Source organism: Pseudoalteromonas sp. SR45-6 (genome assembly GCF_014163545.1).
Lineage (GTDB): Bacteria > Pseudomonadota > Gammaproteobacteria > Enterobacterales > Alteromonadaceae > Pseudoalteromonas > Pseudoalteromonas rhizosphaerae.
The window spans coordinates 1-22,280 of the sequence record NZ_JACJDM010000067.1 but is presented as its reverse complement, the minus strand read 5'-3'; the positions used below and the strand labels follow the sequence as shown (position 1 = coordinate 22,280).

19 protein-coding genes, 1 tRNA gene and 1 pseudogene are annotated in these 22,280 nt (G+C 36.3%); 19 read left to right on the top strand and 2 right to left on the bottom strand.

Annotated features, from left to right (window positions below):
* Nucleotides 1-742: 742 nt before the first annotated feature.
* Nucleotides 743-1,210 carry an REP-associated tyrosine transposase gene (locus tag H5158_RS20015; RefSeq protein ID WP_182719271.1) on the bottom strand — a complete coding sequence of 156 codons (468 nt, stop codon included), beginning with the start codon at nucleotides 1,208-1,210 and terminating at the stop codon, nucleotides 743-745.
* Nucleotides 1,211-1,627: 417 nt separating this feature from the next.
* Nucleotides 1,628-1,703, bottom strand: a tRNA-His gene (locus H5158_RS20010).
* A 282-nt stretch (nucleotides 1,704-1,985) separates the two neighbouring features.
* Between H5158_RS20010 and H5158_RS20005 the strand changes: the two genes are divergently transcribed.
* The 19 genes and pseudogenes from H5158_RS20005 (at nucleotide 1,986) to H5158_RS19915 (ending at nucleotide 22,229) form a co-directional block, all read left to right on the top strand.
* Complete coding sequence (locus H5158_RS20005) at nucleotides 1,986-2,804, top strand: mechanosensitive ion channel family protein (RefSeq protein ID WP_145236563.1); 819 nt, start codon at nucleotides 1,986-1,988, stop codon at nucleotides 2,802-2,804.
* A gap of 30 nt (nucleotides 2,805-2,834) precedes the next feature.
* Nucleotides 2,835-3,611, top strand: coding sequence for a YdiY family protein (locus H5158_RS20000; RefSeq protein ID WP_182740738.1), 777 nt, complete (start codon nucleotides 2,835-2,837; stop codon nucleotides 3,609-3,611).
* A gap of 125 nt (nucleotides 3,612-3,736) precedes the next feature.
* Nucleotides 3,737-6,406, top strand: a complete 2,670-nt coding sequence (locus H5158_RS19995; protein ID WP_182740739.1) for an SLBB domain-containing protein — start codon at nucleotides 3,737-3,739, stop codon at nucleotides 6,404-6,406.
* 122 nt (nucleotides 6,407-6,528) lie between these two features.
* Nucleotides 6,529-7,488, top strand: coding sequence for a Wzz/FepE/Etk N-terminal domain-containing protein (locus H5158_RS19990; RefSeq protein WP_182740737.1), 960 nt, complete (start codon nucleotides 6,529-6,531; stop codon nucleotides 7,486-7,488).
* Between the two features lie 96 nt (nucleotides 7,489-7,584).
* Nucleotides 7,585-8,553, top strand: a complete 969-nt coding sequence (locus tag H5158_RS19985) for an exopolysaccharide biosynthesis polyprenyl glycosylphosphotransferase (RefSeq protein WP_246175487.1) — start codon at nucleotides 7,585-7,587, stop codon at nucleotides 8,551-8,553.
* Nucleotides 8,554-8,576: 23 nt separating this feature from the next.
* Nucleotides 8,577-9,665, top strand: coding sequence for a dTDP-glucose 4,6-dehydratase (rfbB, locus tag H5158_RS19980; protein WP_149980547.1), 1,089 nt, complete (start codon nucleotides 8,577-8,579; stop codon nucleotides 9,663-9,665).
* Complete coding sequence (rfbA, locus tag H5158_RS19975; protein ID WP_149980548.1) at nucleotides 9,665-10,540, top strand: glucose-1-phosphate thymidylyltransferase RfbA; 876 nt, start codon at nucleotides 9,665-9,667, stop codon at nucleotides 10,538-10,540. The genes rfbB and rfbA overlap by 1 nt, the downstream gene beginning before the upstream one ends.
* A gap of 2 nt (nucleotides 10,541-10,542) precedes the next feature.
* On the top strand, nucleotides 10,543-10,947 hold the full coding sequence (locus H5158_RS19970; RefSeq protein WP_149980549.1) for an FdtA/QdtA family cupin domain-containing protein: 405 nt from the start codon (nucleotides 10,543-10,545) through the stop codon (nucleotides 10,945-10,947).
* Entirely contained in the window at nucleotides 10,940-11,782 is an 843-nt protein-coding gene (locus tag H5158_RS19965) for a 3-hydroxyacyl-CoA dehydrogenase family protein (RefSeq protein WP_149980550.1), read from the top strand. The genes H5158_RS19970 and H5158_RS19965 overlap by 8 nt, the downstream gene beginning before the upstream one ends.
* 12 nt (nucleotides 11,783-11,794) lie before the next feature.
* Nucleotides 11,795-12,547, top strand: a complete 753-nt coding sequence (locus H5158_RS19960; RefSeq protein WP_149980551.1) for an acyltransferase — start codon at nucleotides 11,795-11,797, stop codon at nucleotides 12,545-12,547.
* A gap of 36 nt (nucleotides 12,548-12,583) precedes the next feature.
* Complete coding sequence (locus tag H5158_RS19955; protein ID WP_149980552.1) at nucleotides 12,584-13,705, top strand: DegT/DnrJ/EryC1/StrS aminotransferase family protein; 1,122 nt, start codon at nucleotides 12,584-12,586, stop codon at nucleotides 13,703-13,705.
* A complete protein-coding gene (locus H5158_RS19950) occupies nucleotides 13,692-14,963 on the top strand; it encodes an O-antigen translocase (protein ID WP_182740736.1) in 1,272 nt (423 codons plus the stop codon). Before H5158_RS19955 ends, H5158_RS19950 begins: the two co-directional genes overlap by 14 nt.
* Before the next feature lie 46 nt (nucleotides 14,964-15,009).
* Entirely contained in the window at nucleotides 15,010-15,927 is a 918-nt protein-coding gene (locus H5158_RS19945; RefSeq protein ID WP_182740735.1) for a glycosyltransferase, read from the top strand.
* Nucleotides 15,928-15,950: 23 nt separating this feature from the next.
* Nucleotides 15,951-17,246, top strand: coding sequence for a hypothetical protein (locus tag H5158_RS19940; protein ID WP_149980555.1), 1,296 nt, complete (start codon nucleotides 15,951-15,953; stop codon nucleotides 17,244-17,246).
* A complete protein-coding gene (locus H5158_RS19935) occupies nucleotides 17,246-18,331 on the top strand; it encodes a glycosyltransferase family 4 protein (protein WP_149980556.1) in 1,086 nt (361 codons plus the stop codon). Before H5158_RS19940 ends, H5158_RS19935 begins: the two co-directional genes overlap by 1 nt.
* A 1-nt stretch (nucleotide 18,332) precedes the next feature.
* Complete coding sequence (locus H5158_RS19930; RefSeq protein ID WP_182740734.1) at nucleotides 18,333-19,238, top strand: NAD-dependent epimerase/dehydratase family protein; 906 nt, start codon at nucleotides 18,333-18,335, stop codon at nucleotides 19,236-19,238.
* Nucleotides 19,239-19,287: 49 nt separating this feature from the next.
* The gene (locus tag H5158_RS19925) at nucleotides 19,288-20,025 is read left to right on the top strand and encodes a glycosyltransferase family 2 protein (protein WP_149980558.1); all 738 of its coding nucleotides are present in this window, start codon (nucleotides 19,288-19,290) and stop codon (nucleotides 20,023-20,025) included.
* Nucleotides 20,026-20,163: 138 nt separating this feature from the next.
* Nucleotides 20,164-20,652, top strand: a complete 489-nt coding sequence (rfaH, locus tag H5158_RS19920; protein WP_182740733.1) for a transcription/translation regulatory transformer protein RfaH — start codon at nucleotides 20,164-20,166, stop codon at nucleotides 20,650-20,652.
* Between the two features lie 1,232 nt (nucleotides 20,653-21,884).
* Nucleotides 21,885-22,229: pseudogene (locus tag H5158_RS19915) on the top strand (four helix bundle protein).
* Nucleotides 22,230-22,280 lie beyond the last annotated feature (51 nt).

Here is a 22,280-nt window from a genome sequence, read left to right as displayed (position 1 = left end):
AGAACCTAATTTTTGAAAAGAATTTCTATAATGTAGAAATAATCCCGTGTGTAATGCCACCGAAAGGTGGCATTTTTTTGTCTGCAAGAAAGCAGCTTGCGAGCTGGCGAGAGTAAAGTTAGCGAGGGTACGCTAATCGGCGCTAAAGCGCTCTCCTACCGGATGGTGCATGTGTGTATTTCTTGTGGGAACTGGTTTCAGCCGTGATTGTGTTTAGGCTTAGGTTATATGCAACAACCAATCGGCGCTAAAGCGCTCTGCTACGGGATAATGCATGTGTATGTTTCTTGTAGGAACATGCTTCAGCCGTGATTGTGCTTAGGCTTAGGTTATACGCAACAACCAATCGGCGCTAAAGCGCTCTCCTACGGGATAATGCATGTGTATATTTCTTGTAGGAACAGGTTTCAGCCGTGATTTTGCTTAGGCCTAGGCTATATGCAAAAGCCAATCGGCGTTAAAGTGCTCTCCTATGGGATAATGCATGCGTGTATTTATTGTGGGAACTGGCTTCAGCCGTGATTGTGTTTAGGCTTAGGTTATATGCAACAACCAATCGGCGCTAAAGCGCTCTCCTACGAGGTCATGTGCGTGTATTGTATGTTCCTTGTAGGAACAGGCTTCAGCCGTGATTGTGTTTAGGCTTAGATAATATGCAACAACCAATCGGCGCTAAAGCGCTCTCCTACCGGATGGTGCATGTGTATATTTCTTGTAGTAACAGGCTTTAGCCGTGATTATGTTAGTCATGTTCAGAGGGGGTTAAATAAATACAATCCCAATGGGGATAACTTCCAAGGTTGTCAACAATACCGGCTCTCATTGGGTTGGCAGCTATGTATCTTGCTTGATGTAATAAATGTTCTTCATCTCGAATTAATGAATCGTAGAAACCAGCTTGCCAAATTTGCTCATTTTTAGCTTTTTGCATGAGAAATGATGTACGCCCTTTCACTTTAGCCACCACCGAAGATAGCGAATCTTGTGTTTTCAGCTGCAATAACCAATGCATATGATCAGGCATTATTACAAAGCAAATTGTTTTAGTTAAGCCGTTTAAATCAGATTGTTTTAGTGAGCGTATTAGAATTCGCGCATTACAAAAATCCTCAAATAATTTAACTCGTTGATGTGTACATGTGGTCACAGAATAATAGTGGTTAATAATAGAGTGACGATGTTGACGTAGCTGCTGTGACCGAAGTTTCATTTTAATCCTTTAAATATAAAACGGTTTAATGAAGTATAGATTAAATTATGAAATCGGCGCTAAAGCGCTCTCCTACCGGATGGTGCATGTGTATATTTCTTGTAGGAACAGGCTTCAGCCGTGATTGTGTTTAGGCTTAGGTTATATGCAACAACCAATCGGCGCTAAAGTGCTCTCCTACGAGGTCATGTGTGTGTATTGTATGTTGCTTGTAGGAACAGGCTTCAGCCGTGATTGTGTTTAGGCTTAGGTTATATGCAACAACCAATCGGCGCTAAAGCGCTCTCATACGAGTAATGCATGTGTATGTTTCTTGTGGGAACAGGCTTCAGCCATTATTTTTGGTTTGTGCTTAATATTAATTAATAAAATGGAATTTTAAGAGCGTATTTGATATTGAGATAAGAAGGGAAAAGATGGGGCGATTGACGGGGCTTGAACCCGCGACAACCGGAATCACAATCCGGGGCTCTACCAACTGAGCTACAACCGCCACAACACACCTTGTTTGGTGTGGCGCGGATAATACATAAAATAATAAATCTTGTGAAGGGTTAAGAGCAAAAAAAGTGAAAAAAATTTAAAATTGAATATTTTTGTTCATAAAGCAGCCAGAGAATGAATGTTTAAATCGTTTTTTATCTGGTTGGGTAAAATAAAAATTAACCCTAAAGACGTTCTTTTAAAGATAAATAGATTAATTAATTAAATAATAAATTGAAATCAGATATAATTTAACCAGCAAACTGCTTAATACTGAATATCAGGAGTGATAATGGATACAATACTTAACTGGATAAACGAAAACTCAGGTTTGATTTTGCATTATGGCATTCAAGCTGTAATTGCATTGGTGATCTTTTTACTGGGCGGTCGTGTTGCAAAATTTTGCTCTAACCTAACTGAAAAAGCATTCGATAAAAAGAAAGTAGATAAAGCTGTAGGTTCGTTCGTATCAAGCATTGTTTATGCCATCGTATTTATGGCAACAATCTTAATGGCGTTGTCACAAATAGGCATAGAAACCACTTCATTTATCGCTATTTTAGGTGCTGCAGGCTTAGCAGTTGGCTTAGCACTGCAAGGTTCATTATCTAACTTCGCATCTGGCGTACTTATTATATTACTTCGTCCTTTCAAATCGGGTGATTATGTCGAAGCTGGCGGTAAAGCTGGTACAGTGAAAAAAATCGAAATTTTCTCTACTGAACTACGCACACCAGATAACAAAGTTATCATCATGCCCAACTCTAAAATTATGTCTGACTCAATTATTAATTACTCGCGCGAATCAACTCGCCGTATCGATCTAGTTATTGGTGTTGGTTATGATGCAGACTTACGCAAAGCAAAAGAAGTACTTAAATCAGTACTAGATCAAGAGTCACGCATTCTTAAAGATCCAGCTTATAACGTATCAGTATCTGAGCTCGCAGATTCAAGCGTAAACTTCATTGTGCGTCCGTGGGTTAACTCAGGCGATTACTGGCCAACTTATTGGTCTTTAATTGAGAACATTAAAATCGCATTAGATGATGCGGATATCACTATTCCGTTTCCGCAAATGGATGTTCATTTGCACAAGCAAGATTAATCAATATACAAGTAACAAAGGTTATTTTTAATGAAATTAAAGCTTTTATCAATTTTAGTTGCAGTATCAGCTACAACTAACGCATTCGCAGAAGACGCTAGAACATGGGAAGTTACCAGTGAGCTAGGTGCAATCATAACTAGCGGTAATACTGAAACAACCACTCTTAAGGGTGGCATCAAGGCATTACATAACTTAGAAAGCTGGAATAACGAGTATAAAATTAACGGTCTTTATAAAGAAGACAACGTTGAAAATGAAGCGGGTATAAAAGAAAAGCAGCGTACTAACGAAAAATATTCGTTATCAGCACAAGGTAACTATAAATTAAATGAAGATCATGCTCATTTATATATCTATGGTTCACATGTTTCAGATTACTTTGGCGCTTATCGCAGTGAGTCTGTTATCTCAGCTGGTTATGGTCAACGCTTGTTAGATCGTTCTGACATGTGGCTAAATGCTGAAATTGGTCCTGGTTATAAATATTTTCAATACCCTGATACAAGTAGTGAAGTAGATGAAAATGGCAACTCTTTAGCTGGTGAGCGTGAAGGTGAAGTTATTGCTTTAGGTAAGCTTGATTATAATTGGAAAATTTCTGATAACGCGAAGTTTACTCAGTTAGTTGCAGTTGAATACGGTGATACTAACACTAAAACACGTTCAGAAACTGCACTTTTAGCTAAGATAAATGGCTCATTACAAATGAAAGTTGCTTATAACATCACCAACAACTCAGATGTTGCTGATGATAAAGAAAGTACAGACACAGAAACGTCGCTGACACTGGTTTACAGTTTTTAACAGTTTATCTCTGTTAAGTGACATTTAACTGTAATAAAGGGACGAAAGTCCCTTTTTTATTTGTAGTGAAATAATGTAGAATAGCCAATCTTTTGGCTGTAGTTCTAGGGATAAACCTACTTGTGATGCTTTTTAAACGATTTTTAATAACTTTTTTACTGTTAACGACTGCATCTGCATTTGCATTTACACCGAGTGCAGCGCAGATTGAACAATTTAAAAAGCTGCCAAAAGCCCAGCAAGAGGCACTGGCTAAGCAGTATGGTGTCGATCTATCCACAATTACCGGTAAATCATCATCAAGCTCAATAAAAGAAGATGAGCCTACAATTCAGCCTCGCCAATTACAAGAAGAGCCTGAGTTAACCGACGAAGAACGCTTTAAGCCGCAATTAGACGAAATAAAACCATTTGGCTACGAGTTGTTTTCTGGCGAGCCAACTACATTTATGCCAAGTGAAAATGCGGCAGTACCAGAAACATATTTAATTGGCCGTGGTGATCAATTAAAAATTAATTTTTATGGCAAAGAAAGTGAAAGCTATGAAGTTAATGTTGATCGTGAAGGTCGAATTAATATCCCTAATTTAAGCCCTGTTGAAGTTGCTGGGCTTACATTCGGCGAAATAAAAGAACTTATCAAAGCCAAAGTTGCACAAGAAGTTATAGGTGTAAAAGCGTTTGTATCGCTAGGAAAATTACGCAGCATGCGTATCCTAGTATTGGGTGAAGCACATAAGCCGGGTAGTTATAGCGTATCGTCGTTGACCACAGTGTCACATGCTTTGTTTATTAGCGGCGGTGTATCTGAAATTGCATCTTTGCGTAACATTCAAGTTAAACGTGCTGGTAAAGTTGTTGCAAACTTTGATCTTTATGATCTACTTATAAAAGGTGATAGCCGCAACGACATCATCTTAAAGCCAGGGGATGTAGTATTTATTCCACCAGTTGGTTCACAAGTAGCCGTTGAAGGGTTAGTGAAGCGCCCAGCTATATTTGAATTGAAGAATAATGAAAATGCCCAAGACGTATTAAAAATGGCCGGTGGCTTGAAGCCTGGAGCGTATGCACAAAAAGCAATTGTAGAGCGTTTTAATAATTACAATGCTAAAGAAATTTTATCAGTAGACTTTAGTGGCAAAGATATTGCCTATATCCCACGTGATGGCGATAGAATTCGCTTTAATCCGGTAAGCTTGCAGTATCAAAACTCAATTAGTGTAATTGGTGCTGTTGCACGACCAGGTAATTATCAATGGTATCAAGGCAAGCATATTTCGGATGTATTAACGTCTGTTCGTGGTGATTTGTTACCACAAGCTGACCTTAGTTACGCTTTATTAGTGCGTGAAATTAATATTTCAGGTGATATTGAAGTGCGTCAATTCGACATAGCGCAAGCTATTGTAAAAGCAACTGCACATGACTTTGAGTTAAAAGCAAACGATAAACTATTAGTTTTTAGTCGTTACGAAGAAAAAGAAGCTGAAGAGTTAGCTTTAAAAAATATGGCCCTCACCGAAGAACAGCAAGCGCAGCAGGTGAAAGTTCAGCAATGGCATAAATACCAAAAGAAAGAGTTTGAAAAATACATTGGTGTTGCTACAGATGATATGGAATTACAACTAAAGGATACTTCAAACTTAACTATTGCTGAAATCTCAAAACGCAAAGCTGAAGAAGAAGAGCAAAAACTAAAGCCTGAAGATTATGCTCTGTTTAGTCGTAATAACTTGCTAAAGCCGGTTATCGCAAAGTTAAAACTGCAAGCAAATGTTAGACAAGCAATGCAACTGGTAGAGATCAATGGTCATGTTACTTATCCAGGGATTTATCCATTAACGATAGGTAGTGAGGTCAATGATCTTATTATTGCAGCAGGTGGTCTACTTGAATCTGCTTATACAGAGCAAGCTGAAATTACCCGTATATTAGCTGGTGATGCATCAAAAGTAGAGCATATTAAGTTTAATTTGCATAAAGCTATACTTGGAGAGTCTGATGATAATCGCATTCTTCGTAGTAAAGACAGTTTAAATGTATTCTCAATCCCTAACTGGCAAGAAAATGTAAAAGTTGAGCTAAAAGGTGAAGTTAAATTTCCTGGGTCGTATACAATTCGTCGTGGTGAAACATTAACTAACTTACTAGAGCGCGCTGGTGGTTTTTCAGAGTTTGCCGAAGAAAAAGCAGCTATTTTCACTCGAGAATCAATTCGTAAACAAGAGCAACAGCAACTCGCTAAGTTATCTGAAGAATTACGCAGAGATATAGCGCAGAAGAGTTTTGAAAATTCGGTCGGTAGCAATTCACTTTCGTATGATGAGATGAATAAGTTACTCAATGACTTAGCTAATGTAGAAGCGGTTGGCCGATTAGTTATTGATTTACCTTTAATTGTTGAAGACAAACAACGCTTAGTGCTGCAAGACGGTGACACTTTATATGTACCAAGTAAACGCGACTCTATCAGCGTCATCGGTGAAGTAAATTACGCAACCTCACATTTATATAAACCAGGAACCAGCTTTAAAGATTATATAGCCCTAAGTGGTGGTTTAAAAGAGCGTGCGGATGATGAACGGATTTACATTATTAAAGCAAACGGTTCAGTTAAAATTCCTGATAGTGGTAGTTGGTTTGCTGTTAATGATTCTCAGCTGATTGAAGCTGGTGACACAATAGTAGTGCCGCTTAATTCAAATTACATGGACAATCTCACGCTGTGGAGTACTGCTACACAGATCGTTTATCAATTAGGTATTGCAGTAGCAGCTATTGGTAATCTTTAGGTAATGAACTCACAAATCGCTAGTTACTATGAGTTAGAGTCATGTATATAACGGTTTCCAGGATTTCAGTAGCTAATTCAAGCAGTATCCGTGATATGTATTGTAAATAGAGAATTGAAGTAATGTTAAAGACAGAGAATGATTATCAAGAAGTTAGTGTGAAAACGCAGGAAATAGCTGAGGATTCAATTGATCCGAATGAGCTGATATTAGCTATTTTACAGAAAAAGATATTGATAGTAATTATCACTTCTTTATTTACTTTAGGGGCTGCATTATTTGCGATTAATAGCCCTAATATATATAAGTCAGAAGCGCTACTTGCACCTGCCGATACAGATAAGTCAGGTGGAGGGTTAGGTGCTTTAGCTGGGCAGCTCGGTGGCCTAGCAAGTATGGCTGGGATAAGTCTTGGCGACGATGGGGATGAAAACGTTAAAATGGCTATAGAAGTAATCAAGTCAAGACAATTTATTAGTGAATTTATACAGCGTCATAAAATATTACCTGATTTAATGGCAGTAGATTCATGGAATATGGCTGATAATACTTTGAGTTATGATGAAGATGATTACCTAGTGTCAGAAAGTCAGTGGGTGAGAGATGTTAATCTTCCATTTAAAGCTGAGCCATCGATGCAGGAAGCATACAAAGAGTTTAATAAGATAATGTCTGTTGCATTAGCCAAAGATAGTGGAATGGTGACGATTTCAATCGAACATGTATCACCTTATATAGCAAAGAATTGGGTTACATGGCTGGTTGAAGATATTAATGCTGAAATGAAAAGTAGGGATGTGCTCGAGGCTAAGCGCAGCACTGAGTTTTTAAATAAACAAATATCAGAAACCACGATTGCTGGTATTCGTACTATTTTATTTAAATTAATAGAAGAACAAGCGAAGACAATTTTATTTGCTGAGGTTAGAGATGAGTATATTTTTAAGACAATAGATAAAGCTATTGTTCCTGAGGAAAAGTTCAAACCTAAGAGGTTGCTTATATGTATCCTAGGGGCCGTATTAGGCTTTGCCTTGAGCGTGATGTTTGTTCTAATGCAGTATTTTTCTAAAAAAAGCTGACTTCTAGTATAGCTGTTATTTAGCGATGAAGTGTTGTTATTTAGACAGACTTTTACGCTAAGAGTTATGTTGCAATTAAATATAGAAAGAAATCGAATGTTCGAAAATAAAATAAACCATACAGATATACATGTACATAATAGATTTAAAGCAAGTAGTGAAGCTTTAAAACAAAAAACTATATATGTATATTGCCCTGAAAGTTTAGAGTCGTTAATTAATAAGCTTGTCGGTAACTATGATTTTGATATCAAGGTCAATGACTACAGCTTAAAAGATTTAAGCAAGCAAGTAATATGTCACTACCAAGCTGCGGATTTAAGTTTAGAGCAAAGACATTACTTAGTTGTTGCGACTGAATTAGGCGCTTGGGTGGAGCCTCTCGTTAGTTATTTAGATGCACGATTTGGTTATACAGAAGTTGCTTTACTTCATAGTAGTTACTTTTTGCATCAGAAGGCATTTTCGATTTTATCGCATAAGCGAACACAGTTTGCAAAAAGGGTTATGGATATAGCCGCTGCACTTTTACTTACGTTAATTGCGCTTCCTATTGGCTTGATAACTGCCTTACTTATTAAATTAGAATCACCAGGAGCTATTTTTTATAAGCAAAGGCGAACAGGGCAATATAACGAAGAATTCTCTGTGATTAAATTTAGGTCAATGAGCAAGAATGCAGAAAAATCAGGTGCACAATGGGCATCAAAAAATGATAGTAGAGTTACACGAGTTGGACAGTTTATAAGGCGAACACGTATTGATGAATTACCTCAAATAATTAATATTTTTAGAGGTGAGATGTCAATTGTTGGTCCTCGTCCAGAAAGAGAGGTGTTTATAGATAGCCTCGAAAAAGAAATTCCTTATTACCGCTTTAGACATGCTGTGAAGCCAGGTATTACAGGGCTGGCGCAAATTAGTTATCCTTATGGTGCATCTACAGAAGATGCCATTTGGAAGCATAAATATGACATATATTATATCAAGCATCATAGTACTTGGTTGGATATTAAAATATTATTTAAGACTGTTAAAGTCGTATTATTTGGTATGGGTCGATAAGATTAAATTTAGAGAGATATATTTTGAAAATTCTTGTTACAGGTGGTGCTGGGTTTATTGGTTCAGCAGTCATTAGGCATATAATTGAAAATACGAACGATACGGTCATTAATTTAGACAAACTTACGTACGCTGGAAACTTAGAATCATTAGTTGCCGTTCAGGATAACGAGCGCTACTACTTTGAAAAAGTTGATATTTGTGAACGTTCAGAATTAGATCGCATATTTGATCAATATGAACCAGATGCGGTTATGCACTTGGCAGCAGAAAGCCATGTTGATCGCTCAATTACCGGGTCCGCTGAATTTATACAAACCAATATTATTGGCACATATAATTTGCTAGAGGCTGCTAGATGTTATTGGAATCGATTAAGTGATCCTGTAAAAGCTGATTTTCGATTTCATCATATTTCTACAGATGAAGTTTATGGTGATTTACCACACCCTGATGAACAAAGCGGCACTCTTCCGTTATTTACAGAGGAGACATCTTACTCGCCGAGTAGCCCTTACTCAGCAAGTAAAGCATCAAGCGATCACCTTGTCCGCAGTTGGCTTCGCACTTATGGTTTACCAACAATAGTAACTAATTGTTCTAATAATTATGGTCCATATCATTTTCCTGAAAAGTTAATTCCACTTGTTATTCTAAACGCACTAGATGGAAAAGAACTCCCTATTTATGGTAAAGGGGATCAAATTCGCGATTGGTTATATGTCGATGATCATGCAAGAGCTCTTTATAAAGTGGTCACTGAAGGAAAAGTTGGAGAAACGTATAATATAGGTGGGCATAATGAGAAGAAAAATATAGAAGTTGTGCAAACTATTTGCAGCATATTAGATGAGCTGGTACCTAAAAAATCGAAATATAAAGAGCAAATTACATATGTAGCAGATCGTCCCGGTCATGATAGGCGTTATGCAATAGACTCAACAAAAATGAGTTGTGAACTCAATTGGACACCAGTAGAAACGTTTGAAACTGGTTTGCGTAAGACAGTGGATTGGTATTTGGTTAATACTAACTGGTGTGAGAATGTACAAAATGGTTCCTATCAAAGAGAGCGTTTAGGCACACTGAATGAAATGAAGGAAGATAAATAATGAAAGGTATTGTATTAGCAGGTGGTTCTGGGACAAGACTTTATCCAATAACTAAAGGTGTCTCAAAGCAATTGCTGCCTGTTTATGATAAGCCAATGATTTATTATCCAATTTCTGTCCTGATGTTAGCTGGGATCCGTGAAATACTTATAATCACAACAAAAGACGATATAGCCGGATTTGAACGTTTATTAGGTGATGGCAGTGAGTTTGGTGTTAATTTCTCTTATATTATCCAACCAAGTCCTGATGGGTTAGCTCAAGCTTTTATACTCGGTGAGGATTTCATCGGTGATGATGATGTGTGCTTAGTCTTAGGTGATAATATTTTTTATGGACAAGGTTTTACACCAAAGCTAAAACATGCCGTTGAGAATGCAAAAAATAAAAATGGTGCAACAGTGTTTGGTTACCAAGTAAAAGATCCAGAACGCTTTGGTGTTGTTGAGTTTGATGAGAATAACAAGGCCATATCAATAGAAGAGAAACCTATAAAGCCTAAATCTCATTTTGCGGTCACGGGTTTGTATTTTTATGACAACCAAGTTGTGGAAATGGCAAAAAATGTAAAACCTTCTAGCCGTGGTGAACTAGAAATAACTTGCTTAAATGATATGTACCTGAAAAGTAAAAACCTTAATGTAGAGATGTTAGGGCGCGGTTTTGCATGGCTTGACACTGGAACGCACGAAAGCTTATTAGAAGCTGCAAGCTTTGTTGAAACAATTGAAAAACGTCAAGGTTATAAAGTAGCTTGCTTAGAAGAGATTGCATTTAATAATGGTTGGCTTACCAAGTCACAGGTAATAGATTTAGCAAAACCACTACTTAAAAATAATTATGGGCAGTATTTGTTAGAAATAATTAAGGAATAATTATGAGCTTAATTAAACTAATTAACTTACCGCCATTAGGTGATGAACGAGGATCGCTTGTTTCTCTTGAAAGTAATAAGTCAATACCATTTGATATCAAGCGAGTGTATTACATTTTTGGAACTAAGCCTGGTGTTGCTAGAGGTTTTCATGCCCATAAAAAGCTAAAGCAAGTAGCCGTTTGTGTAACAGGTAAATGCCGCATGACACTTGATGATGGCATACAAAGAAAAGAAGAGTGGTTGGATTCAGCCACTAAAGGTATTTTGATTGAAGATATGATATGGCGGGAAATGCACGATTTTAGCGATGATTGTGTGTTACTTGTATTAGCAAGTGAACATTACGATGAATCTGATTACATTCGAAATTATGATGAGTTTTTAAAAGGCGTAAATAATGTTTAGTAATATTTTGGTGATAGGCGCCGGTACTATGGGGGCTGGAGTTGCGAGTCAATTCGCCCTAAAAGGTTTTAACGTTACCATTTTAGTTAGAAGTGAAGAAAAAGTCATATGCCTAAAACCTGAACTTGAAAAATTAGTTAAACGCTCTTTAAAGCGAATGCAATTAAAAGAATCGCAGAGCGATGTATTAGATAAAATTGATATCGTAAAAGAGTTGGCGAACGAAGCTAGTTATGATTTTGTTTTTGAAGCTATTAGTGAAAATATAAATCAAAAAAAGCAAATTATTCAAGATTATACTGGTTTCATAACAGAGAATACTATTTGGGCAACAAATACATCCAGTTTATCTGTAACAGATATGGCTGCAGGCTATAAATACCCAGAAAACTTCATAGGTATTCACTTTTTTAATCCTGTAGCGAGTATGGAGTTGGTTGAAATAATACCATCAATGCTTACCTCAACCTCAGTAGTGGACAAGTGTTGGGATTTTTGTACTTTATTACAGAAAAAACCTGTGCGTGTTGAAGATAGCCCTGGATTTATTGTGAATAGGTTGCTTATTCCTATGATTAATGAAGCTGTTGAAATTTTAAGTAGTCAAGTTGCAAGTGCTGAAGAGATTGATTCGGCAATGAAATTAGGTGCTCATCACCCATTAGGGCCATTAGCTTTAGCTGATCTTATCGGTAATGATGTTTGCTTATCAATTATGGAGGCTCTATATACAGCAACTTCAGACTCAAAGTATCGACCTTCATATTTGCTTCGTAAAATGGTTAGCGCAAAAAAATTAGGTAGAAAAACGGGTATTGGTTTTTACTCTTATTAAAAGGAACTCAAGATGGCGAATTTGATTCATCCAACAGCTATTATTAGTGAAACAGCTTCAATTGGAAAAGATGTAACAATTGGAGCATTTACTATTGTTCACGAAAATGTATCTATAGGCGATAACTCAGTTATTGAATCGTTCTGTGAGTTAGGAGTCGAGAATGCATTTTCTGAAGGGTTGCCATTAGTTCTTGGAAAAAATAGCTATATCCGTAGCCATAGTATTTTTTATGCTGCTTCTACCTTTGGCGATAATTTAGTCACAGGCCATCGTGTAACTATTAGAGAGAAGACAACGGCAGGTGTTGGATTTCAAATTGGTACGTTGGGTGATATCCAAGGGCATTGCACTATCGGCGATTACGTAAAGTGCCATAGTAATGTTCATATTGGGAATAAGTCAAAAATAGGTAATTATGTATGGATTTTTCCATATGTCGTACTTACAAATGATCCCCACCCACCAAGTGAAGTTCTACTTGGTTGTGAAATTAGTGACTTTGCTGTAATTGCGACCATGTCAGTTATTTTACCGGGGGTAAAAGTTGAATCTGATACATTGATAGGTGCAGGTAGTATTGTCGGGAAAACAGTAAATTCAGGGTGGGTTGTAGCTGGTAATCCGGCTAAACCTATATGTGAAATTACTAAGATAAAACTTAAAGATGGTTCCAACCGAAATGCTTACCCTTGGCGAAGTCATTTTACTCGCGGATATCCTCAGGCCGAAGTGGAAAAGTGGATTGCTGAATTTAGTATTTGATTACAGTTAATTGTTGAAAAAATAAATGAGTTGATAATGATCCCTTTTCTAGATTTAAAAAAAATTAACAATCAATACAAAGCTGACTTAATTTCTGCTTGTAGCAGAGTTATAGAGTCAGGTTGGTATGTTCAAGGTAAAGAAGTCGCTGAATTTGAAAGTGAGTTTGCTCAATATTGTGGCACAAAGTATTGCATTGGTGTTGCTAACGGCTTAGACGCACTTACGTTGACTTTGAGGGCATGGAAAGAGTTAGGAAAGTTAAAGGACGGTGACGAAGTTATCGTTCCTGCAAATACTTATATAGCCAGTATCTTAGCTATAACAGAAAATAAATTAAAACCTGTATTAGTTGAACCTGAGCAGCATAGTTACAATCTATGTCCTGTAAAAACCGAAGCAGCAATTACTTCTAAAACGAAAGTAATACTGGTAGTTCATTTATATGGGCAATTGGCAAATATGCCAGCTATTATGGGTATAGCAAAGCGCAGTAACTTACTTGTTCTGGAAGATTCCGCTCAAGCCCATGGCGCTAGCCTAGGTGGTAAGAAAGCGGGTAGTTGGGGTGATGCCAGTGGTTTTAGCTTTTATCCAGGGAAGAATTTGGGAGCCCTTGGTGATGCTGGAGCTGTAACTACCAGTGATCAAGAATTAGCCGATACAATTCGTGCACTTGGCAACTATGGAAGTAAAGAAAAGTATGAAAATGTTTATCAAGGTGTCAATAGCCGCTTAGATGAAATACAAGCTGCTATGCTTAGGGTTAAGCTACGTTATTTAGATAACGAAATAGCCCATAGACGTGCGGTAGCTGCAAGGTATATGAGTGCTTTGAAGGGTTCTCAGTTTATACTTCCATTTGCAGATGATACAGATATAACAACTGAAGAAACACATGTGTGGCATTTATTTGTTATTAGGGCTACTGATAGAGTTACTTTTCAAGCCTATATGAACGATCTGGGTGTACAAACTTTAATTCATTACCCTAAGCCACCACATAAGCAAAGTGCTTATCCGGATTGGAGTAATCAATCGTTTCCAATTACCGAGCTAATCCATAAAGAAGTTATAAGTCTTCCGTTGTCTCCTGTTATGGAAAGTGAAGATTTAGATCAAGTAATCAACGCTGTTTCTTTATATGACATTACTTAAAACATCTGTTTTGAGTTTTATTGCTACCGCAGTGAAAATGCTCGCTGCTCTAGTGATAAATAAAGCTGTAGCTGTTTTAGTTGGCCCTTCAGGGCTTGCATTGATGGGCCAACTTCAAAATTTTATTCAGATTGCTATGACTGCTGGTCAAGGTGGTATTAACCAAGGGGTTGTAAAGCATACAGCTGAGTATTCAGTTGAAAATAAAACAACAAGTGCGCTATTTAGTACCGCAACAGTTATTAGTTTTTTCACTGCTGTTAGTGCCGGAATAATCGTATGCGTTTTTTCAGGACAATTGGCCGATTACTTCTTAAAAAATCGTGATTACACCTACATATTTATACTTTTTGGTTTTAGTATTATTTTCTTTGTATTAAACCAACTGCTTTTATCAATAATAAATGGTCTCAAAGAGATAAAAGTTTTCATTAGTATAAATATAGTGCAAAGCGTCTTTAGTTTAATTTTTACCTTAGTGATGATCTATTGGCTAGGATTAGAAGGCGTATTCATTGCTATGGTAACCAATCAATCAATAATATTATTGGTACTTATTTGGGCGATTCGTCACCATGCACTGATTAAATTATCAGCATTTCGAAAGCGCGTTGATAAAATAGAAGCTAAAAAATTATTTAAATTTTCAGCAATGACTTTAACAAGTGCTGCAGTAGCTCCTATCTCTCACCTTATCGTTCGCGACTACTTAGGTAATAATTTAAGTTGGCAAGAGGCGGGTTATTGGCAAGCTATCTGGTATATTTCAAGTATGTATTTAATGGTGGTTACTACAACATTAGGGATCTATTACCTACCTAAGCTTGCTGAATTAACATCTAAAAAAGAAATTAAAAAAGAATTGATAAATGGTTATAAAATAATACTTCCAATAGTGATTTTAATGGCTATGTTAATATATTTTCTTAGAGAACTTATTATACAAGTTCTCTTCTCGAAGGAGTTTATACCCATGGCTGAGCTTTTTAAATGGCAGCTTATAGGTGATGTAATTAAATTGGCTTCGTGGCTTCTTAGTTACGTAATGTTGGCAAAGGCAATGACAAAGTTATTCATAACAACGGAAATAGTGTTTTCGATTGGTTTTGTACTTTTAGCAAAATACCTTGTGAGTCAATACGGCCTAAATGGTGTTACTTACGCTTATGCTTTAAATTATTCAGTATACTTTATAGTTGTTGCTTTTATTACTCTAAATTACCTGCGTAATAAAAAGTCAGCTCTAATGTTTAAATAAACCTTTCAACTTGCCTTTTTAAATCTAATATTATGAGTGACTTTATATGTCAGAAGTAATTACAATTGCTATTGTTGCCTATAACTCTTCAAGCACAATTCTCGAAACACTTAATAGTGCGTTAACGCAAACCTATCAAGCAAAAAATATAGAGTTATTAATAAGCGATGATGGCTCTAGTGATAATACTACCGTAGTTGCCAGTGATTGGTTGCAATCGAATCAGCATCACTTCTACAGAGCTGCCTTATATAAAAATAAAGTAAATAAAGGAGTTTCAGCAAACTGCAATATTGTTTGGCGAAATGCGACTGGACGATGGGTTAAAACGATTGCTGCCGACGATATATTAGTAGATACCTGCATTTGCGATAATCTTAACTACATAAAAGAACATCCTGAAGCGCAAGTTTTATTCTCTGACGCCATCTTATTTTCGGGTGATTTAAAAAATCAAAAAGTGGCAAAAAATGATCAAAAACTTTTTGCTATGACGCAAGCTGAGCAGTTTAATATGCTCTTGAAGGGTTGCAATATTTTAGCACCGACATCGTTTATGAATAAAAAAACGCTAGAGAGTGTTGGCTTCGCTGACGAGAGATACGCCATGCTCGAAGATTATCCATTATGGTATAAAATTTTAAAGCAGGGTATTGGTCTTGATTATTTTGAGAAAGAGACTGTCTACTATCGAGTCGGAGACTCATTGAGTCAACATAGCGAGTTTATTGGCAATGCTAAATACTTGAATTCACTCTATTGCTTTCAAAAGGATTGTATTTGGCCTGAGCTGAGTTATAAAGATGTATTCAAAATTTGGGACGACTATATTATTTTCAAAGAAAAAACATTGTGGCTCAAATTTGTTGGCACTAAAAGAAGTAACACATATTTAATTTATCATTACATAACATGCCTATTTAGGCCATATAGACTTTATAAAATGATTAGAAAGTTTTTATAATTAAGTGTTTGAGGTCAATTTTTGTGATAGAAAATCTACTAATTTTTATATTTTTGATTTTTGCTACGCTTGTAGCAAATTATCAACTGAGGATTTTCTCTTTTAGACCCTCTATTTTAGGGTCATATCTTTTTTTAACACTATTTGTTCAAATTATACCCGGTACAATTTTAGTTTCATTTTTTGCCTTCCCTCTAGTCTTGAATATTCAAACTGGAATGTCGCAAGAGCTTTTAGAATTAACATTTCGCTATACAACATGTTCAATTGCCACTTTATTGCTCATGCTATCTTTTTGTTCTAAATACATTGATTTAGATATTAATCTAAAAACGGTGCCTGTCTCAAAAGGAATGGGTGTAGGGTTATTGCTAATTTCAATTGTTGTAGTGTTTATTAAGGTTGCTTCTATAGGGCAGCTACCGATCCTACTGGCTCTAAAGGGAGATGCTATAGGTGCTGCTCTGCTGAAGGCAAAAATACTTAAACAAGAAACAGGAATGGGTGGGCTTTTTATAGGGTATATTTTTATGTATTTCCCTTATGTATCACTAATTTATTCCTACATATGTAAACAGATACTACCCTCCACATCAAAGATATTTTATATTAATTTTTACCTGATGACTTTTTATTGCTTGTATGACCTACAAAAGTCTAAATTAGTAATGGTATTTTTTATGTTATTTGTTTTGTATCTAAAAAAAGCAAAAAATATTAACTACTTTTATGTATTAATTACACCACTAATAGGATTAATGTTTTTGGCAGGTGGCTTCATGGTTTTACATGAAACGCCCATTGGAGAGGTTTTAAACGCAGTTGCTGGAAGAATGTTTATTGGCCAAGCCGAAGGCGCATACATGATGTATGATGTACTGACCCCAGACTTTGAGCGTATAACTTATGGTATGCCATTAGCTGGCTCGTTTGGGTTTGCGGCAATAGATCCTGCTGCTGAAATTATTACAATATTTTTTCCTACAGCTGGTAGTGCATGGGTTAACTCGAATACTTATATGCAATCACATGCATGGACTATTTTTGGCGATATATCGCTTATAATAGCTCCTTTAATTGTCACTATGAATATCGTTGGTTTATATATTTTGAAGGGGGTATTCAGCAGATACCTGCACGGTTATGCCCATGCCGTTTATATTGTCACGCTACTTACATTACCAATCAATAATGACTTTTCATTTTTCTTGTATTTCAAGTCTTGGTTATGTTTTATTATTTTGTCAGTGTTTTTAATTGTCGTTAAAATGCCCGGCTTTTTTATTTTAAAGAAAAAGGCTAAGGTAAAGGAAGAGTAATGAAAGTTTTACATGTTGTTGGGAATGAAATAGAGCCATCGAACGGTATTGGTCGATTGATCCCTGAGATGATCAAAATGCACAGCCTACACAGTGAATTAATAAAACCATCACTTTTGATTTTTGATAACTCATTCGATTCACAAGAAATTGAGGTGTTTAATTTCTTTGATATTAAAACACCCTCACTATTTTTAGAAAGCTTCGATTTGGTAGTTTTTCATGGTATTTATTATCTAAAGTATTATTCATTATATAAGCTATTAAAGTCTCTAAACATTAAATATATTGTAAAACCTCATTCAAGTTTGATGAAAGCGGCTCAGAAAAAGTCAAAGCTAAAGAAGATGATTGCAAATAGAGTATTTTATAAAAAGTTTATATCTTCAGCCGCTGGAACGATATTTACTAATGAAGATGAGAAAAAAAATTCTTTGTCCTGGAATGACAGCGAGTATATTGAGCCAAATGCTTTAGATTTTAATTATGAAAATCCGACTGAAAAGACGGTCAGTAAAGAAGAGCCTATTCGATTCATTTACCTTTCTAGAATTGACTTTAATCATAAAGGCACTGATATTTTGCTTGATGCTCTAATGTTGATAAAAGAAAAAGGTTTGATTGACCGTATACATTTAGATATTTATGGAATCGGAAGTGAGAAAGAAGAGGCAATTGTTAGATCTTGTATTAAAAGTTTAGATTCACCTTACATAAAATTTAAAGGTGGTGTTTTTGGTGAGCAGAAAATTAACGCTTTTAAAGAATCAGATGTATTTGTTTTAACGTCTAGATATGAAGGTTTTCCCATGGCAATTCTTGAGGCGTTATATTTTGGTATTGCATGCTTAGTTACGCCGGGTGCTAATATGTCGGAAATATTAAATAAAAACGACATTGGCTGGTTGGCAGAAGGAACACCAGAATCAATCGCAAAGCACCTTTTAGAAATTAGTAGTTATACTCGTGAAGATTTAACAGTCAAAATACTTAAAGCCCATGAATACGTTATTGATAATCATAGTTGGAAGCAAGTAACAAAAATAACTGAAAAATTATACAATTCAGTAATAGAGATGAAATGATATGAAAAAAGTTATTTTAGTTGGGGGGGCGAGCTTTATTGGCTTAAATTTAATTGAAAAGTTTCTTTCTGATTCATATAGGATTTTTGTTTATGGGCGTACTGAGCCAAGTATAATTTCAGAAAATTTAATCTTTATCAAAGGGGAGTTGCATGAGATATCTGAAAAATTAGCTTTTTTATCGCCAGAAGAAATACATGATGCAATATATTTAGTCAATACAGTACCTGTAAATGGGAGTCTGGATAACTATAAGCAAGAAATTGCTAATAATAAAGCTGCCTTAACATCATTATTTATAATTGTTGAGCGAGTTATATTTTTTTCATCCGGTGGGCGAGTTTACAAAGATAGTAAGAATCCTCACCATGAGATTGATGAGCTGGGTCCTATATGCCCTTACGGTAAAAGTAAAGTTGAGTTAGAAGAATTTATCAAATTAGAAAGTATGCGTTTAGGAAAACAATTTTTAATTGTTAGGCCTGCGAATCCATACGGGAAGCACCAAAATATTAAAGGAACGCAAGGGTTAATTGCTGTACTTTTGGGGCGAATTAAAAACTCTAATAGTATTGAGGTTTGGGGAACTGGTAATGAAGTGAGGGATTACATTTACATAGATGACTTTGTAAATTTGTTCATCCAATTATTAGAAGCTAATGACTTACCTTTTTCAATATATAATATTGGATCTGGAGGAGGTCTATCAACATTAGATATCATCAAGGTAATAGACGGCGAATTAAGCGGGCGGTGTGATTATGTAATTAATTATATAAAGCCCCCAAGTCCATTGATTGAATCAAATATTTTAGATGTTTCACGCTTAAACTCTGTTGTAACTGAACATAAGAAAACTAGTCTACGTGATGGTATTCGTCACTTGATAAGCGAACTTGAACTCTAAGATTAAATCCCCAAAGTATGATAAAGCAACTAATTTTTAGGTTTTTGATATGTCGTTAATATCTATAGTTATGCCCGCTTACAACGCACAACACACAATTATTCAAAGTATAGAATCAATTTTAAAACAAACTCACACACAGTGGGAATTGTTAGTTACTGATGATAATTCAACAGATGGTACAAAAGATATTATTTTAAATTATGCCGCTAAAGATGACAGAATAAAATATTATCTTAATCATGGTGTATCAGGTGCCTGGTCGGCTCGAAATAACAGTTTGAAATACATTTCTGGTGAGTATGTTGCTTTTTTAGATAGTGATGATACTTGGGAACCTTCGAAGCTAGTTTTACAATTGGAAGCAATGGTCGAAAACGGTGTGTATGCATCTCATACTGCTTATAACCGAGTTGATAGCGTGGGGGCATTTTTAGGCTTTAAAAAAGCTAAAAAGTTAGTTACTTATAAAGATATGCTAAAAGGAAATCAAATTGGCAATTTGACTGGAATATATAGCGTTAGCAAGTTAGGTGTTGTGATGCAGGAGCCTATTGGACATGAGGATTATGATATGTGGCTTAGAATTTTGACACAAACTGATTCTGTAGGAGTATCTAGCCCCTTAGCAAATTATAGAGTGCATACTAATAGCCTGTCTGCAAATAAATTTAAAGCTGCGATATGGCATTTTAAAATACTAAAGAAGCAAAAATTCATTTCACCAATAAATATTTGGTATTACTTTATGTGTTATTTCATCAATGCAATTAAAAGTAGAGTTTGATCTTCTACCCTATTTTAACTTGAAAAGTTTTAATCGGTTTTTTTATAGACATCGCCCTAAAGTAGCACGTATAATCCCCCGCGTCTGAAATAAGAATATGCAGTTCTTAGACGCAAAGTCACTATTTTAGGGATTGATATGGATAGTTGGTACTTATTATTTTGTAAATCAAGGCAAGAAGCTCGTGCCCAAGTTAATTTACAAAACCAAGGGATTGAAGCTTTTTTTCCTCAGCTACAAAAACAACAGCTAATTAAGGGTCGTCGTACTTTTAAGCAATCTGCTGTGTTTCCTAATTATTTATTTGTTCGCTTAAATCCCCACACCGGCAACTTTGCTGCGGTAAAAAACACCCGCGGTATTAGTGGTTTTGTGTCGTATGGTGCGTCGTATCAATTAGTACCTGCACAACTTATCAAAGAATTAAAAAATTTCGAGCTAGCGCAAGATAGTAATAATTTACCGCAACCCGGTGATTTAGTGTGCCTAAATAATGGCTCATTTAAAGACGTACAAGCAATATTTAAAGAGCCAGACGGCGACATGCGCAGCATATTGTTAGTCAACCTACTAAATAAACAAATAGAAATGAGCGTAGATAACAGCGACGTAAGAAAAGTAAGTTAAAAGTTTTAAGTTAAAGGTTAAAGGTTAAAGGCACTAGGGAAGTGACAATGACCTAATTAACACGCGTCAGCAAGCTTAACGCCTACGGTGTTAAATTTTATACTGGTGTTTAATTACGTGTAGGCGAGTGGCTTGCCACCGCGAAAGATTTACTCAGTGCTCGGTGATAAAATTGGTTTTCGTAGGAGCCGGCTTTGGCCCGAAAAGAATAAAGATTCACCACAGAGAACACCGAAATTACAGAGGAAGGAATAATAAGTTAACCTAAGGGCTTCATAAATGTTTTCTCGGTGCCGCGAAGCATCTCTGCGCTCTCGGTGGTAAAAACAGTTTTGTAGGCGAGTAGCTTGCTACCGCGAAAGATTTACTCAGTGCTCGGTGATAAAAATGGTTTTCGTAGGAGCCGGCTTTGGCCCGAAAAGAATAAAGATTCACCACAGAGAACACCGAAATTACAGAGGAAGGAATAATAAGTTAACCTAAGGGCTTCATAAATGTTTTCTCGGTGTTGCGAAGTATCTCTGCGCTCTCGGTGGTAAAAACAGTTTTGTAGGCGAGTGGCTTGCCACCGCGAAAGATTTACTCAGTGCTTGGTGATAAAAATGGTTTTCGTAGGAGCCGGCTTTAGCCCGAAAAGAATAAAGATTCACAACAGAGAATACCGAGATCACAGAGGAAGGGATAATAAGTTAACCTAAGGGTTTCATAAATGTTTTCTCGGTGTTGCGAAGCATCTCTGCGCTCTCGGTGGTAAAAATGGTTTTGTAGGCGAGTAGCTTGCTACCGCGAAAGATTTACTCAGTGCTCGGTGATAAAATTGGTTTTCGTAGGAGCCGGCTTTAGCCCGAAAAGAATAAAGATTCACCACAGAGAATACCGAGATCACAGAGGAAGGGATAATAAGTTAACCTAAGGGTTTCATAAATGTTTTCTCGGTGTTGCGAAGTATCTCTGCGCTCTCGGTGGTAAAAACAGTTTTATAGGCGAGTGGCTTGCTACCGCGAAAGGTCTTGTATTTTACAATTTGAATTAAACTGACCAGAACGTAGGAACTGTAACCTAGGGGCGGAAGCGTGCCTGATTAAGCTACGGGTTATGAGCATCGTGATACGAGCAGTATGGTGTTGTTTTATAGTTTGTGCCCTAGGATTGAACAGATGGGTTTTGAAACTTCAAAACATTTTTTATTGTCAAATTATTTTCAGCACGCCGCAAATCAACATGGATTGGTCATGAGATATGAAAATTTAGAAGTTTGGCAAAGGGCTTTCAGGCTTAGTTTATTAATTTATAGTACATTTGAAACTTTACGTGATTACGGTTTGAAAGATCAGATGTGCAGATGATCTGTCTCAGTGCCAAGTAATATAGCAGAGGGTTTTGAAAGAGATTTTGAAAAAGAAAAAGCGCGGTTTTTAGGTATCGCTAAAGGCTCTATAGGTGAGTTAAAAACTCAGGTTATGATTGCATTTGAATTGGGTTATATTAGTCACACGCAGTCTGAACTTATTCTCGAAGAATGTGAAATAATTGGGAAAATGCTTGGCAAGTTAATAAAAACCATCAAAAATACTTGATAAGCCCGAAGCCCGAAGCCAGAAGCTCAACGCACAAAACTCGAAACCCCC